Below are 14,146 nucleotides of genomic sequence, written 5' to 3'. Positions count from 1 at the left end.
GTCACCGCGCAGCCGAAGACGCGGTGATCGAGAGCTGCGTGAAGAGGCGGCAGAGGTCCGCCGCCTGCCGGACCGGCATCAGCCGGTCAGCATGCGCTCGACGATGTCGCGTACGTCGGTGGAGAGCTTCGGCTTGCGCTGGATGTCGGCAAGTACCGAACGGGCCTGATCGGCCCGGACCGATTCCAGCGAACGCCAGGAGCGCATCGAGGTGAGGATACGGGCGGCCAGCTGCGGGTTGCGCGGATCGATCGCCAGGATCTGGTCGGCGAGAAAACGATATCCGTCACCATCGGGGCGGTTGAAGCCGGTGGGATTGGCAAAGGCAAATGACCCGACCAGCGACCGTACCCGGTTCGGATTGCTTGCCACGTAATGCGGATCCTCGAGCAGGGTCTTGACCCGTGCCAGCGCGGAATGCCCCGGAATGGTCGCCTGGATGGAGAACCACTTGTCGAGAACGAGCGGATTCTCCTCGAAGCGCTTGAGGAAGCCGCCGAGCGCATTGGCGGTCTCGGCCTGGCCCGGGAAACGATGCGCGAGAACGGTCAGCGCCTGCACCATGTCCGTCATGTTGTCGGCGCTGTCGTAGGCTTCTGCGGCGCGTCTGGCCGTGCCGTCGACGTTGGTCAGGTAGGCAAGCGCGCTGTTGCGCAAGGCCCGTTTGCCGGCGCTCGCGGCATCGGCGGTGAACGGTCCTTCGATGCGCATGCTGCTGAACAGGTCCTCGAACACCTCGGCGCCCGCCTTGGCGATCAGCGTGATGATGCCCTGGCGGCCGGCATGGATGGCATCCGGATCATTGTTGGAGCCGAGTTCGCGGGCAATGTCCGATTCGCTGGGAAGGGCGAGCACTTGGGCGCGGAAGGCTGGTTCCAGGCTGTCATCGGCGGCCGCTTCGAGAAGCGCGGCGGTGAGCGCCGGGTCGCAGGAGATTTCCCGGCCTTCGCGGGCATCGCGTGCCGCCTGCATCAGGTTCGGCAGGGCAAGATCGGTCAGGGCCTGCCAGCGCGAAAAGAGATCGCTGTCGTGGCGGGCGATATGGGCGAGATCGGCCGGTGCCTGTTTGAAGTCGAGGTTGATCGGCGCCGAGAAGCTGCGGTTGAGCGACAATACCGGTCGGGCGGAAATGCCGGAGAAGGTGAAGGTTTGCGACCGCTCGGTGAGGTGCAGCACATGCCCCGTCACCTCGCCGCCGGAAACGGCCGTCGGTTCTGCGATCGCGCCATTGTCGAGGATCAGCGCGAAGGAGAGCGGAATGTGCATCGGCTCCTTCACTGGCTGGCCGGGGGTTGCCGGCACCATCTGCTGCAGCGACAGCGTGAAGGTCTGGTTGCCGGCGTCGTAGACGCCTGACGCCGTCACCATCGGCGTGCCCGCCTGGTGGTACCAGCGGGAGAACTGGGAAAGATCGCGACCGCTCACCTCGGCAAAGCAGGCGACGAAATCCTCGACCGTGGCCGCCTCGCCATCGTGGCGTTCGAAATAGAGGTCCATGCCCTGGCGGAACAGGTCGCCACCCAGCAGGGTGGCGATCATCCGGGTGACTTCCGAGCCCTTTTCGTAGACGGTGGTCGTGTAGAAGTTGTTGATCTCGCGGTAGGTGGTCGGGCGCACCGGATGCGCAAGCGGACCGGAATCCTCCGGGAACTGCTCCGCCTTCAGGTGGCGCACTTCGGCAATCCGCTTGACCGGGCGCGAGCGCATGTCGGCGGAAAACTCGTGGTCACGATAGACGGTGAGGCCTTCCTTCAGGCAGAGCTGGAACCAGTCGCGGCAGGTGATGCGGTTGCCCGTCCAGTTGTGGAAATATTCGTGGGCGATGATCGCCTCGATATTGGCATAATCCTGGTCAGTCGCGGTTTCCGGATCGGCGAGAACATATTTGTCGTTGAAGACGTTGAGGCCCTTGTTCTCCATCGCCCCCATGTTGAAGTCGGAGACGGCGACGATCATGAAGATGTCGAGGTCGTATTCGCGGCCGAACCGCTCCTCGTCCCATTTCATCGAGCGCTTCAGCGCATCCATGGCATAGGCCGCGCGCGGTTCCTTGCCGTGTTCGACATAGATCTTCAACTTGACGTCGCGGCCCGACATCGTCGTGAAGACATCCTCGACGACACCGAGATCACCGGCGACGAGTGCAAAGAGATAGCTCGGTTTGGGGAAGGGATCGAACCAGGCGGCAAAATGCCGGCCTTCATCGTAATTGCCGCCGCCGAGGAAGTTGCCGTTCGACAAGAGGACAGGATTGGCCGCCTTGTCGGCGATGATGGTGATCGTGTAGGGCGCCAGCACGTCCGGGCGATCGGGGAAATAGGTGATGCGGCGGAAACCTTCGGCCTCGCACTGCGTGCAGTAGACGCCATTGGTGCGGTAAAGGCCCATCAGCTGCGTATTGGCTTCCGGATTGATCGTGGTGATCACCGTCACCTCGAACGGAGCGCTTTCGGGAAGGTCGCGGATCACGAGCCTGTCGGGGGTGACATCATATTGCGCCGCCGGCAGCTCGATCTGGTCGAGCCTCAGTTCGGTGAGCGACAGTTCGTCACCATCCAGTTCCAGCGGAAGCCCAGCATCCACACCCTCGCGCCGATGGAAAATGAGGCGTGCCTCGATCCGGGTGGCCGTTGGGTCCAGCTCGAAGGTCAGATCGACGCGTTCCAGGACGAAGTCAGTGGGGCGGTAGTCCGCCAGATGTACAATCTGGCCCGTGTCTGTTCGCATGATATTCCCTGGCTCTGGACTAGCAGGAGGCTTTTTCGTTCTTCGCTAAGGCAAAGTGATCCGCAATATTGCACCCAAAACTGAACGATTGCTAAAGCCGTTCCGAAAAAGGACAGGATACATTTCACGTATGCCGTGAGGTTGCTGGCACGATGAACAAAACGTTGATCGGTCCATCACAACACGTGATGAATGCAAGTTCCGCTTGCCTTGCCGGGACATTTCCCCGATCCTCGTCATGCCGGTGAAAGCGTTGCCGGTCCTGCCAAGAGCCTATCCGCATGAATTCCCAAGCGCAAAATCCCCTGCGGGGGATCGCGATGAAAGTTTTATCCGTTATCGTCTTTCTCGGAATGCAGACCTGCATCAAGTCGGCCGGCGACGGGATTCCGGCGGGTCAGATCACATTCTACCGATCGGCTTTTGCCTTGATGCCGATCCTCGCTTACCTGGCCCTGCGCCGCGAACTGTCAACCGCCTTTCGCACCGAAAGCCCGTTTGGCCATCTCAAACGTGGCCTGCTTGGGGTTTCCGCCATGGCCTGCGGTTTCTACGGTCTGATCCAGTTGCCGCTGCCCGATGCGATTGCGATCGGCTACGCCTCGCCGCTGATGGCCGTCATCTTTGCCGCGCTGATTCTCAAGGAGCGCGTGCGCGTCTATCGCTGGACGGCAGTGGCGCTCGGCATCTTCGGCGTGCTGATCATCACCTGGCCGAAACTTTCAATGTTCGAACAGGGTGGGCTCGGGGCCAGCCAGGCGACCGGGGCGCTGGCCGTTCTGCTTTCCGCCATCCTCGGCGGTCTGGCCATGGTGCAGACGCGCCAGCTGGTCCAGACGGAGAAGACGGCGACCATCGTCGTGTTCTTTTCGCTCACGGCCTCGGTGCTGTCGCTGATCAGCTATCCCTTCGGCTGGGCGCCGCTGTCGGTGGAAGAGACGCTGTTTCTGGTGGGCGCGGGCTTCTGTGGTGGACTTGGGCAGATCTTCCTGACCGAAAGCTATCGCCACGCCGATGTGTCGACGGTGGCCCCTTTCGATTATTCCTCGATCATCCTGGGGATCGTGATCGCCTATTTCCTGTTCGGCGATGTACCCACCTGGCAGATGCTGCTCGGCACCACCATCACGGTCTCGGCCGGCATCTTCATCATCTACCGTGAGCACCAGCTGGGACTTGAACGCAAGGCGGCGCGGAAGGCATCTTCGCCTCCCGCGTGAGCGTCAAACGGAGCTTGGTTTCAGAGCGGAATGTGGCAGGTGGCCGCGTCGGGCGTCTGCTTCGTACCCTTCACCGCCCGGCTGTATTCGGAACTGGCGCGGATTGCGGTGTGGATGGCGGCAAGGTTGCTGCGCAGGCTGCGGATCGTCTTGATCATCATCTTGTCCTCAACGTTCACGGAAATCGGCGAAAATGGCGGTCGGTCGAGCATGCATGCCGCGGCGCACATAACCGCGGGCGGAAAGCTGCTCGTTCGTGACGGAGCCGAAATTGTGATAACCCTGCGTGGAGCGGGGGGAGAGGCCGGCAAGACGCAAGGTCTCGAAGCCGGAATGAATGGGGCGAATGCGCGTGGTCATGGCCTTGGTTCCTAAGTTCGGGTTCCTCCCAAGACACGTTGCTAATATTGCAGCGCAACATAGATTCTGCAACAGCGGGCAATGCGCCGCTGCTATGCGTTTAATGCATGGCAGATTTCATAAAAGCTTAACTTTGATCAAAGTTTCGGCAGGCTGCGCCGAAAGAGCAGGAGATCCTGCCAGGCCAGCGCCTTGTTGGCGGGTGCCGTGATCAGGTCCTGCGGGTGAAGGCTGGCGAGCGCCTGCATGCGAAGGCCGGCGATGGCGACCTCACGCCAGGTGCCGCGCAGGTTGAAGATCGTCCCGTCGCCATCCAGGAAGAATCGCGCCGGGAAATTGCCGAGCAGCAGCAGATGCGTGGGTTCGGCCAGCGCAATCTGCCGTTCGATAAAGGGTCGGCAGATCTCGATTTCCGCCGGCGATGGCTGGCGGTTGCCGGGCGGCCGCCAGGGCACGACATTGGTCAACAGCACCGTCTCGCGCGAAAGCCCGATCGAGGACAACATCCGGTCAAGCATCTGTCCCTGGCGCCCGGCAAAGGGTTCGCCGTCGCGGTCGTCATCGGCAGAGGGCATCGGGCCGATGACCATGATGCCGGAGGAGGGGCTGCCGCTGGCAAACACGGTGGAGCGGGCGCCGTTTTTCAGATTGCAGCCGGAAAAGGCCTCCAGCGCCGTCTTCAGCTCCCCCAAAGTCCGCGCGGCCTCTGCAGCCGCCTTGGCGGCCGCCACGGCATCGGCATCCGGGACTGCGACGGAGGGGGCAGGGGCTGCGGCGCGGGCCGGCGCCACCTGGCCGGATCTTGCCTGCGGAGTGCCGGCGGCCCGGCTCTGCTCGCCGGCTGCCGGCGCCACGGCACGTTTCTGCGCGGCGCGCGCCGCCTTCTGTTCGGCAAACTGCGCGATACGATCGACGGGCTCATCCTCCAGCAGCCATTCGACGCCGGAATCCGCATAGAATTGCAGAAGGGCCGTCAGCTCGCCGGGGGAAAGGTCTTGCGCAGGGGTCATGGGCAGACCTTAGCGGAAGCGGCGGGCCGGATAAAGCCGCATCACGCCGCCCAGCGACCGACATCCCCGCTTTCGCCGATCAGCGCCAGCCCGTGAGCAATCGAGAGCAATTCGCCGCCGCTTTCGATACGGCCGTCATCGAAGCGCCGCCGGAAGATGTTGCGCACGGCGGGTACAAACGAGGTGCCGCCGGTGAGAAACACCTTGTCGACGTCCGCCGCCGGCGTGTTGGTCTTGGTCAAAACCTCGTCGAGGGCCTCTTCGATGCGCGCCAGGTCGTCGGCGATCCAGGTTTCGAAATCGCTGCGCTTCACTGTCTTGTGGCCGGCCTTGCCGAGGGGCGCGAAGTGGAACTCCGCTTCCTCCTCTCGCGACAGTGCCATCTTGGTGGCGGAGATCGCCTGGTAGAGCGGATAGCCTTCGTCATGCTCGATGAGTTCGATGAACAGTTCCAGCTTGTCCGGCTCGGTGGCGGATCGCACCAGCGACTGCAGGTCGGCGAATTCGCGCGTCGTCTTGAAGATCGACAGCTGGTTCCAGCGACCGAAGTTCGCGTAGTAGCCGGCCGGGACGTCCAAGAGCTTGCCGAAACTCTTGAAATGGCTGCCCTTACCGATCTCCGGCGAGACGAGATTGTCGACCAGCCGGTAGTCGAAATGATCGCCGGCAATGCCGACGCCGGAATGACCGACGGGGATTGCCTTGAGTTCGCCGGCATGGCGTTCGAAGCGGATCAGCGAATAGTCGGTCGTGCCGCCGCCGAAATCCGCCACCAGCACGTTGGCATCGCGGGTCAGCGACTGGGCGAAATAATAGGCGGCGGCGACCGGTTCGTAGACGTAGTGGATTTCCGGCAGTTCGAAGCGCGTGAGCGCCGCCTGGTAACGCTGCAGGGCGAGCGCTTCGTCCGGGTTGGCGCCGGCAAAGCGGACGGGCCGCCCGACCACCAGCCTTGAAACCTCGGTCGGCCATTCATCGCCTGCATAGGCCTTGAGACGGCGCAGGAAGATCTCCATCAGATCCTCAAACTGCTGGCGGCGGGCAAAGACGAGGGTTGCCTGGAAGGCGGCACTCGCGGCAAAGGTCTTGATCGACTGCAGGAAACGGCAATCGCCCGGATTGTCGATGAACATGCGGATCGCCGCCTGGCCGGCTTCGACCTTCAGCGCCTGCGCGCCAAGTTCCGGGTCCTTCATGAAGGAGAGCGCGGTGCGCATGCTGTCGCTCACACCGGCGCTGCTGGTGAAGGGAAGCGAATGGGTGGTGGTACCGCCGGCTTCGGCCAGCGCCAGAACGGTATTGGTCGTGCCGAAATCGAGCCCGAGCGCGCGTGCCATGCCGAACGTCCTTCCTGTCTTAGAATTTTCCTGAGACGGGATGCCTGCAGTCTGAGCTGGAGCATCCCGAACGAGACGAGGGCGACCAGCACCCTCTCACAACGAGGTGGCGCTGATCGCACAGTGCCGTGAAGATTTCAAGACAGGGAAGGGGCCAAGGCCGTACAGGCGGCCTTGGCGACGATCATTCGGCGGCGGCTGCCGGGGTTTGCGGGCCAAATTCCGAATTCGCGGGCGTGTGATCCGCCTTGCGGGCAAAAAGCCGCTTCAGGCCTTTGCCGAGGCGATCCATCTCCACGAAGATGACCGGCGTGATGAACAGCGTCAGCATCTGTGAGACGACGAGACCACCCACCACGGCAATGCCGAGCGGCTGGCGAAGTTCGGAGCTTGCGCCGGAGCCGAGCGCGATCGGCAGCGCCCCGAGCAGCGCGCAGAAGGTCGTCATCATGATCGGCCGGAAACGCCGCACGCAGGCCTCGTGGATCGCGGCCGTCGGCGCCTCGCCCTTGTCACGGATGAGTTCCACGGCCACGTCGATCATCATGATCGCGTTCTTCTTGACGATGCCGATCAGCATCAGGAGGCCGATCAACGCGATCACCGAAAGATCGAAGTTCATCACCTTCAGCGCGATCAGCGCGCCGAAGGCCGCCGCCGGCAGGCCCGACAGGATCGTCAGCGGATGGATGAAGCTCTCGTAGAGCACGCCGAGCACGACGTAGATGGTGATGACGGCGGCGAGAATCAGGATGCCGGTATTGCCCTGGCTTTGCTTGAAGATCGCTGCATTGCCGCCATAGGAGGTGAAGACGTCGCTCGGCATGTTGAGGTTTTGCTTGATCTCGTCGATGCGGGCGGTCGCCTGGCTCAGCGAGACCCCGTCAGGCAGGTTGAAGGAGACGGTCGTCGAGACGAGCTGACCCGTCTGGTTGATCGTCACCGGCGCTTGCTTGCGTTCCACCGAGGCAAAGTTGGAGAGCGGTACGAGCGTGTTCGACTTGGACGACAGGACATTGATGTCACGCAGGAACTCGTCGTCCCAAGGCTTTGACTTGTCGAGCTCGACGATCACGTCATAACTGTCGCCGGTCGACTGGATCTGGGCCGCGGTATAACCGCTGAAGGCCATTTCCAGCGTCTTGCGCAGTTGATCGTTGGTGATGCCGTAGGCGGCGGCCTTTTCCGTATCGACCTTGATGTCGGCGGCGATGGCGCCGTTCTGGGCATCGGAGGTCACATCGGTGAACAGGTGGTCCTGGCGCAGCGCCGTCTGGATCTTTCCGGCCCACTCGTTGGTGGTGGAGGCATTCAGCGCCTGGATCACCAGCTGATACTGGCTTGCCGTACTGCGGCCGCCGAAGCGCAGGCTCTGTTGCGGCGTGATGAAGGTCTTCAGCCCCGCCACCTTGGCGGTCGCCTTGCGCAGATCGTCGATGGTCTGCGAGAGCGGCGGGCGCTCCTCCTTCGGCTTCAGTTCCACAAACATCGTACCGTTGTTGAGCGGGCTGCGGGAATTGCCGCCGACGATCGACGTGACATGCTGAACCGCCGGATTCTTGCCGATGATCTCGGCCACCTGCGCCTGCAGGTCACGCATCGCCTCGTAGGAGATGTCCTCACGAGCCCGGGTGGAGACGGACAGGCGACCGATATCCTCCTGCGGGAAGAAGCTGGAGGGCAGCGTCAGGAACAGCCAGCCGGAGGCGGCGATCGAGGCGAGGAAACTCAGGAGCACCAGGCCGCGGTGCCGCAGACACCAGGAGACCGAACGGTCATAGGCGCGTAGCGTGTAACCGAAGCCAGCGTCGAACCAGCGGATGATCATCGGCGGGCGCGACGAATGGGACGACAGCCGTGAGCCGAGCATCGGCGTGACGGTGAGCGACACCAGCGCCGAGGTCATGATCGCGAGCGTCACCACCATGCCGAATTCGTTGAACAGGCGGCCGACGACCCCGCCCATCAACAGGATGGGAATGAAGACGGCGACCAGCGAAATCGACATCGAGAGGATGGTGTAACTGACCTCCGCCGCGCCCTTCAGCGCCGCCTCGCGCATCGGCAGCCCCTCTTCGTGGAGCCTCAGGATGTTTTCCAGCATGACGATCGCGTCGTCGACCACGAGGCCGACCGAGAGTGTCAGGCCAAGCAGCGAGATGTTGTCGATGCTGTAGCCCATCACATACATGGCGCCGAAGGTGCCGATCAGCGACAAAGGCACGGCAAGCCCCGGAATGACGGTCGCCATCAGGTGGCCGGTGAAGAGATAGATCACCAGCACCACCAGCCCGATCGTCAGGAGGAGCGTGAACTGCACGTCTTCGATCGCTTCCCGGATGGCGGTCGAGGCATCGTTCATCACGTTGAGATGCACCGAGGGCGGAAGCTGAGCCTCCAGCGCCGGAAGTTTTGCCCGGATCTCGTCCACCACATCGACGGTATTGGCATCCGGCTGGCGCTGGACGGCAAGGATGATCGACCGTTTGCCGTCATACCAGCTGCCGGCATCGAGATTGGCGACGCTGTCCTCCACGCGCGCCACATCGCCGAGGTGAATGGGGGCGCCGTTCTTCGTCGCGATCACCAGAGAGCGGAACTCGTCGGCATTGGTGCGCTGGGTCTTGGCGTCGATGGTGAGGCGCTGTTCCGCCGTCTGGAGCGTGCCGACCGGCGTCTGATTGTTGGCGCCGGCAATCGCCGAGGTCACGGTATCGACGCCGAGCCCGCGCGCCTGGAGCGCGGTCGGATCCAGCCCGACGCGCACGGCATAGGTCTGCGAGCCGTAGATGCTCACCTCCGCCACGCCCGGCAGGGTGGAGAGCAGCGGCGAGACGATGTTTTCGGCGATCTCATCGACCTTCGAGCGCGGCAACTCGTCGGAATTGATCGCCAGCAGCAGGATCGGCGCATCCGCCGGGTTGGTCTTGCGGTAGCTCGGCGAGGTCGTCATGTTGCTGGGCAACTGGCGGGTCGCCTGCGAAATGGCGGCCTGAACGTCTGCGGCGGCCGCATCGATGTTGCGGTTGAGATCGAACTGCAGGACGATCGACGTATTGCCGAGCGAGTTGGTGGCGGAGATTTCGCTGACGCCCGGGATCGTCTCGAATTTCTTGATGAGCGGCGTCGCGACCGAGGTCGCCATGGTTTCCGGTGAGGCGCCGGAGAGTGAGGCCGACACGTTGATCGTCGGGAAATCGACCTTGGGGAGGGCTGCGACCGGCAGCAGGCGATAACCGGCAAGCCCCGCCAGGATGAGCCCGATGGCGAGAAGCGTGGTGGCGACGGGGCGGTTGATACAGAAGGCGGGGATCATGGCTGGATCGCTCCCGTCACGGCGGCGGCATCGGCGACCGGCAAGGGTTTGTCACCGGCGAACTGCTCGACCACATGCTGGCCGTCCGCCAGCTGGACCTGGCCCTCGACGACGACATGGTCACCCTCCGAAAGACCGGAGGTGATCGCGGTCTGATCGCCATTGGCGCGGGCGACGGTCACCTTCGTTGCATGCACCTTGCCTGTCTCGTCCACCGTATAGACGAAGGAGCCTTCGGCCCCCGGCCGGACGGCGACGGTCGGCACGATGATCGAACGGTCGCTCGGCTGGAAATGGATGGTGACGTTGACGTTCTGGCCGGGCCAGAGCGTGCCTTTGTCGTTCTTGAACTCGGCCTTTGCCAGGACCGTGCCCGAACTCGAATCGACGCTGTTGTCGAAGAAGGACAGCACACCGCGATCGGCAACGCCGCCGGTCGCTTCCGGATCGGCGTCGACGGGCGCGGCATCGGTCAGGCCGCGATGCAGGTCCGGCAGGTAGCGCTGCGGCAGCCGGAAGCCGACCGAGATGGGGTCGTAGCGGGTGATCGTCACGATGCTGGCGCCGGCGCTCACATAGGCGCCGGGGCTGACGGCGATGTCCCCGAGGCGCCCGTCATAGGGAGCTCGGATCTCCATGTGTTCCAGCGTGACCTGGTCGGAGGCGAGCGTCGCCTTGTCGGCCTCCAGCTTGGCGGCCGCTGTGTCACGGGTCGCCTTGGCCTGCTCGAAACTCTGCTGGGACTGGGCATTCTGTTTCATCAGGCTTTCCGCCCGCTGAAAGGCGGCGATCGCTTCGGCGAGCGTGGCCTCGTCGCTGGCGATATTGGCCTTGTCCTTGTTGACGGCGGCGAGCGCCGTGCGGTCATCCAGCTTGGCGATCAGGTCGCCTGCCTTCACTTCCTGACCATCCTTGGCAACGATCGAGAGCACGAGGCCCTGCTGGAGGGCGGCGATCGTCGTGGTGTCGGCGGCCTCGGCAAAACCGTTGGCGGCGACGTCAAGCGGCAGGGTGCCGGTGGTAGCGGCCAGCGTCCGCACCGTGGTCGGCCCGCCATTGCGGCGGCCCTGACCCTGACCGGGTGTCTGACCCTGCGCATCGGCTTGGCGGTGTTGGCCTGTTGCCGGGGCGTTGCCCTCGGTCGCGGCCTGCTGTCGTTTTGCGCCGTCGTGGCCGGCGGAGGCCTTGTCGGAACCGAAACCGGCGGCGGCCGCCAGTTGCTGGACGCTCGGTACCTGCAGGGCGGGAGGAAGGGAATCGCGATAATACCAGGCGCCACCGGCGCCGATGGCAAGAATGCCGAGGAAGGTCCAGGTCTTGTTCATGAGCGGGCCCGCAAGCGTCGAGAGTGGGAGGATCGACTTTGCTGCGATGCAAAATGGCAGCGTCTTGAAGAAACGCCCATCACCGCGGAAAATCACCTTAAACTTCTGTAAGGTGAGCGGGATTCTGGTCTTGCAGGCCGGCCGGACACGGGGCGCGTGTTTACCGGCGACGACGCAGCAACCAAAGGGTGGCAAGGCCGGCAGATGCCAGCAGCGCTCCCCACAGGATCCAGGGTGACTGGTTGATCATGAAGCTGGAAGCTGGATAGGGAAAGATCCCGGTGCCCTGGCCGATCCAGACCAGCCCCATCAGGACGCAGAGGCCGGCGATGATCTTCAGGAGAATGCGGATGATGGGCATGGTGGATCACTCCTTGGGAAGGTTGTGTCCGCCCGTCTGGCCCCGGCGGGCGTGAGGCAGGAAACCCGTCCGGCAAGGCGCCGGACGGGGCAATCATGTGCGGGTCAGAGGGACTTGGCCGCCCCGCCATCGACGCGGATCATGCTGCCGGTGACATAGGCCGCAGGGCCTGAGCAGAGGAAGGCGCCGACCGCGCCGAATTCCTCCACCGTGCCGAGGCGTCCGGCCGGAATGGTCTTGATCGATGCGGCGCGCACCTCGTCGAGCGCCTTGCCCTGGCGTTTGGCATTGGCGCCGTCGAGTTCGTCGATGCGATCGGTATGGATGCGGCCGGGCAGGATCATGTTGGCGGTGATGCCGAACGCGGCGACTTCCGTTGCCAGCGTCTTGTTCCAGCCGACGAGCGCGCCGCGCAGCGTGTTGGACAGCGCAAGGTTCGGGATCGGCTCGATGACGCCGGAGGAGGCGACCGTCAGGATGCGGCCAAAACCCTGGTCCTTCATCGCCGGCAGGAAGGCGTTGGTCAGCGCAATGACGCGCAGCACCATGGTCTGGAAAAAGCTGTCCAGCTTTTCGACCGTCATCTCTTCGGACGTGCCAGGTGTCGGGCCGCCGGTATTGTTGACGAGGATATCGAGCCCGCCGAGCTTTTCCTGAACCGCCTTCTGCAGGCTCGCGACGGCATCGTCCTCGGCGAGGTCTGCCCAGACCCAGTCCGCCTTGCCCTTGCCTTCGGCGTTGATCGCCTTGCAGTTTTCCGCCAGCCTGTCACCGCTGCGCCCGCACAGGAGCACATGCGCGCCTTCCGCCGCAAGCGCCTTGGCGATGCCGAGACCAAGGCCGCGGGAGGAGGCGAGCACGAGCGCCCGTTTGCCGGAAATGCCGAAATCCATCGTAAGTCTTCCTTCCTGATGCAATCCATTTTGGAGCGGAACTTAACCTGACTGAACGGATGGCGAAAGGCCACATACGCCTCGTAAAGACTTGACCCATGTCAAGGAAAACCGCCGCTCCACACGCCTATAGTCAGGGTGAGGAGACGCATCGGCCGGGGGAGATGCTGCAGCCTGTATCACGAGACGATCACAAGGCGATCGCGATACGGCAAACCACGCGCCGCCCGCAGGTGTCTTCCCGATGGGAGGAGCTTCAATTGACAAACAATCAACACTGGATGGTGGGCAGGCGTGCCTTTCTGGCAGCGACCGCCACGGCGCTGGCGGGGGCGGGATGGGCCGGTTCGGTCCGCGCGAAGGCGGTTGAGACCAAGGCGCGTATCGTCATCATCGGCGCCGGTGCGGCCGGAACGGGGCTCGCCAACCGGCTGGCCCAAAGCCTGCAAGGCGCCGAGATCACCATCATCGACGGGCGGGCCGATCATTTCTACCAGCCCGGTTTTTCGCTGGTGGCCGCCGGCCTGAAGCCTGCCTCCTACACCGTCTCCCGGACAAGCGACTGGCTGCCGCGCTCCGTGACCCTCGTGCCGGAGGCCGCCGCCGCCATCGATCCGGTGGCGAAGACCGTCTCGACCGCCGGCAATCGCACGATCGCCTATGACTTTCTCGTGGTGGCGCCGGGCCTCGTGCTGGACCACGCGGCCATTGAGGGTTTTTCCCTCGATCTGGTTGGCACCAACGGCATCGGTTCACTCTATGCCGGCCCCGATTATGCCGCTCGCACCTGGCAGGCCGCTTCCACATTCGCGCAAGAGGGCGGGGTCGGCATCTTCACCCGTCCGGCAACCGAAATGAAATGCGCCGGCGCACCGCTGAAACACACTTTCCTGATCGAGGACATTGCCAGCCGCACCGTCGGCAAGGGCAAATACAAGATGCATTATGCCGCGCCGCAGACGGCCCTGTTCTCCGTGCCGATCGTGGCCGAAAAGGTCCGCATGCTGTTTGGCGAACGCGGCATCGCCACCCATTACGGCCATACGCTGAAGAGTATCGATCCCGGCAAACGGCGCGCGACCTTCGCCAAGGCCGAAACCGGTGGCGGCACGAGCCTGGTGGAGATGGAGTATGATTATCTCCACGTCATTCCGCCGCAGCGGGCGCCGGAGATCGTCCGGCAGTCGGGTCTGTCCTGGGCCGACAAATGGACCGACCAGGGCTGGGTCGAGGTGGATCAGAAGACGCTGCGCCATCGGCGTTATCCGGACATCTTTGCCGTGGGCGATGTGGCCGGCGTGCCGAAGGGCAAAACGGCCGCCAGCGTCAAATGGCAGATCCCGGTGGTCGAAGACCACCTTGTTGCCGCCATCGCCGGGCGGGAGGGGACGCTTGCGTATGACGGTTACACATCCTGCCCGCTGATCACCCGCGTCGGCCGCGCCATGCTGGTGGAATTCGACTACAACAACAATCTTGTCCCCTCCTTCCCGGGTTTGATCGCGCCGCTGGAGGAATTGTGGATCAGCTGGCTGATGAAGGAAGTGGCGCTGAAGGCGACCTATAACGCGATGTTGCGCGGCAAGGCGTAAGGGGG

11 protein-coding genes are annotated in these 14,146 nt (G+C 63.6%); 2 read left to right on the top strand and 9 right to left on the bottom strand.

Going from position 1 to position 14,146, the window contains the following annotated elements; all coding sequences use genetic code 11:
• Positions 1-78 precede the first annotated feature (78 nt).
• Positions 79-2,727 carry an aminopeptidase N gene (pepN, locus tag OU993_RS01400; protein WP_268154303.1) on the bottom strand — a complete coding sequence of 883 codons (2,649 nt, stop codon included), beginning with the start codon at positions 2,725-2,727 and terminating at the stop codon, positions 79-81.
• A gap of 281 nt (positions 2,728-3,008) precedes the next feature.
• Here pepN and OU993_RS01395 point away from each other — a divergent pair, with 281 nt between their 5' ends.
• A complete protein-coding gene (locus tag OU993_RS01395; RefSeq protein ID WP_268154301.1) occupies positions 3,009-3,947 on the top strand; it encodes a DMT family transporter in 939 nt (312 codons plus the stop codon).
• A gap of 20 nt (positions 3,948-3,967) precedes the next feature.
• On the opposite strand, the gene OU993_RS01390 is transcribed toward OU993_RS01395, so the two are convergent.
• The 8 genes from OU993_RS01390 to OU993_RS01355 all read right to left on the bottom strand — a co-directional run bounded on the left by OU993_RS01390 (position 3,968) and on the right by OU993_RS01355 (position 12,549).
• Entirely contained in the window at positions 3,968-4,105 is a 138-nt protein-coding gene (locus OU993_RS01390) for a hypothetical protein (RefSeq protein WP_268154299.1), read from the bottom strand.
• Between the two features lie 10 nt (positions 4,106-4,115).
• Positions 4,116-4,307 carry a hypothetical protein gene (locus OU993_RS01385; protein WP_268154297.1) on the bottom strand — a complete coding sequence of 64 codons (192 nt, stop codon included), beginning with the start codon at positions 4,305-4,307 and terminating at the stop codon, positions 4,116-4,118.
• A gap of 137 nt (positions 4,308-4,444) precedes the next feature.
• Positions 4,445-5,317, bottom strand: coding sequence for a uracil-DNA glycosylase (locus tag OU993_RS01380; protein WP_268154295.1), 873 nt, complete (start codon positions 5,315-5,317; stop codon positions 4,445-4,447).
• A 41-nt stretch (positions 5,318-5,358) separates the two neighbouring features.
• Positions 5,359-6,654 (bottom strand): Hsp70 family protein, encoded by a 1,296-nt coding sequence (locus OU993_RS01375; RefSeq protein WP_268154293.1) that lies wholly within the window; start codon positions 6,652-6,654, stop codon positions 5,359-5,361.
• Positions 6,655-6,838: 184 nt separating this feature from the next.
• Positions 6,839-9,970, bottom strand: a complete 3,132-nt coding sequence (locus OU993_RS01370; protein ID WP_268154291.1) for an efflux RND transporter permease subunit — start codon at positions 9,968-9,970, stop codon at positions 6,839-6,841.
• Positions 9,967-11,295 carry an efflux RND transporter periplasmic adaptor subunit gene (locus OU993_RS01365; RefSeq protein ID WP_268154289.1) on the bottom strand — a complete coding sequence of 443 codons (1,329 nt, stop codon included), beginning with the start codon at positions 11,293-11,295 and terminating at the stop codon, positions 9,967-9,969. The genes OU993_RS01370 and OU993_RS01365 overlap by 4 nt, the downstream gene beginning before the upstream one ends.
• A 160-nt stretch (positions 11,296-11,455) precedes the next feature.
• Positions 11,456-11,656 (bottom strand): hypothetical protein, encoded by a 201-nt coding sequence (locus tag OU993_RS01360; protein ID WP_268154287.1) that lies wholly within the window; start codon positions 11,654-11,656, stop codon positions 11,456-11,458.
• A 104-nt stretch (positions 11,657-11,760) separates the two neighbouring features.
• Positions 11,761-12,549 carry an SDR family oxidoreductase gene (locus OU993_RS01355; protein ID WP_268154285.1) on the bottom strand — a complete coding sequence of 263 codons (789 nt, stop codon included), beginning with the start codon at positions 12,547-12,549 and terminating at the stop codon, positions 11,761-11,763.
• A gap of 281 nt (positions 12,550-12,830) precedes the next feature.
• On the opposite strand from OU993_RS01355, the gene OU993_RS01350 reads away from it, so the two are divergent.
• On the top strand, positions 12,831-14,141 hold the full coding sequence (locus tag OU993_RS01350; protein WP_268157447.1) for an NAD(P)/FAD-dependent oxidoreductase: 1,311 nt from the start codon (positions 12,831-12,833) through the stop codon (positions 14,139-14,141).
• Positions 14,142-14,146 lie beyond the last annotated feature (5 nt).

The sequence above is a fragment of the Rhizobium sp. SL86 genome (genome assembly GCF_026672545.1).
Classification (GTDB): Bacteria; Pseudomonadota; Alphaproteobacteria; order Rhizobiales; family Rhizobiaceae; genus Neorhizobium.
This window is presented reverse-complemented; position numbering and strand designations above follow the sequence as displayed.

Excerpts from the sequence above, each read along its gene's own strand:
- OU993_RS01360 (WP_268154287.1), bottom strand. The coding sequence starts at position 11,656 with ATGCCCATCATCCGCATTCTCCTGAAGATCATCGCCGGCCTCTGCGTC.
- OU993_RS01380 (WP_268154295.1), bottom strand. The coding sequence starts at position 5,317 with ATGACCCCTGCGCAAGACCTTTCCCCCGGCGAGCTGACGGCCCTTCTG.
- OU993_RS01395 (WP_268154301.1), top strand. The coding sequence starts at position 3,009 with ATGAATTCCCAAGCGCAAAATCCCCTGCGGGGGATCGCGATGAAAGTT.
- pepN (WP_268154303.1), bottom strand. The coding sequence starts at position 2,727 with ATGCGAACAGACACGGGCCAGATTGTACATCTGGCGGACTACCGCCCC.
- OU993_RS01350 (WP_268157447.1), top strand. The coding sequence starts at position 12,831 with ATGGTGGGCAGGCGTGCCTTTCTGGCAGCGACCGCCACGGCGCTGGCG.
- OU993_RS01375 (WP_268154293.1), bottom strand. The coding sequence starts at position 6,654 with ATGGCACGCGCGCTCGGGCTCGATTTCGGCACGACCAATACCGTTCTG.
- OU993_RS01365 (WP_268154289.1), bottom strand. The coding sequence starts at position 11,295 with ATGAACAAGACCTGGACCTTCCTCGGCATTCTTGCCATCGGCGCCGGT.
- OU993_RS01385 (WP_268154297.1), bottom strand. The coding sequence starts at position 4,307 with ATGACCACGCGCATTCGCCCCATTCATTCCGGCTTCGAGACCTTGCGT.
- OU993_RS01390 (WP_268154299.1), bottom strand. The coding sequence starts at position 4,105 with ATGATCAAGACGATCCGCAGCCTGCGCAGCAACCTTGCCGCCATCCAC.
- OU993_RS01370 (WP_268154291.1), bottom strand. The coding sequence starts at position 9,970 with ATGATCCCCGCCTTCTGTATCAACCGCCCCGTCGCCACCACGCTTCTC.
- OU993_RS01355 (WP_268154285.1), bottom strand. The coding sequence starts at position 12,549 with ATGGATTTCGGCATTTCCGGCAAACGGGCGCTCGTGCTCGCCTCCTCC.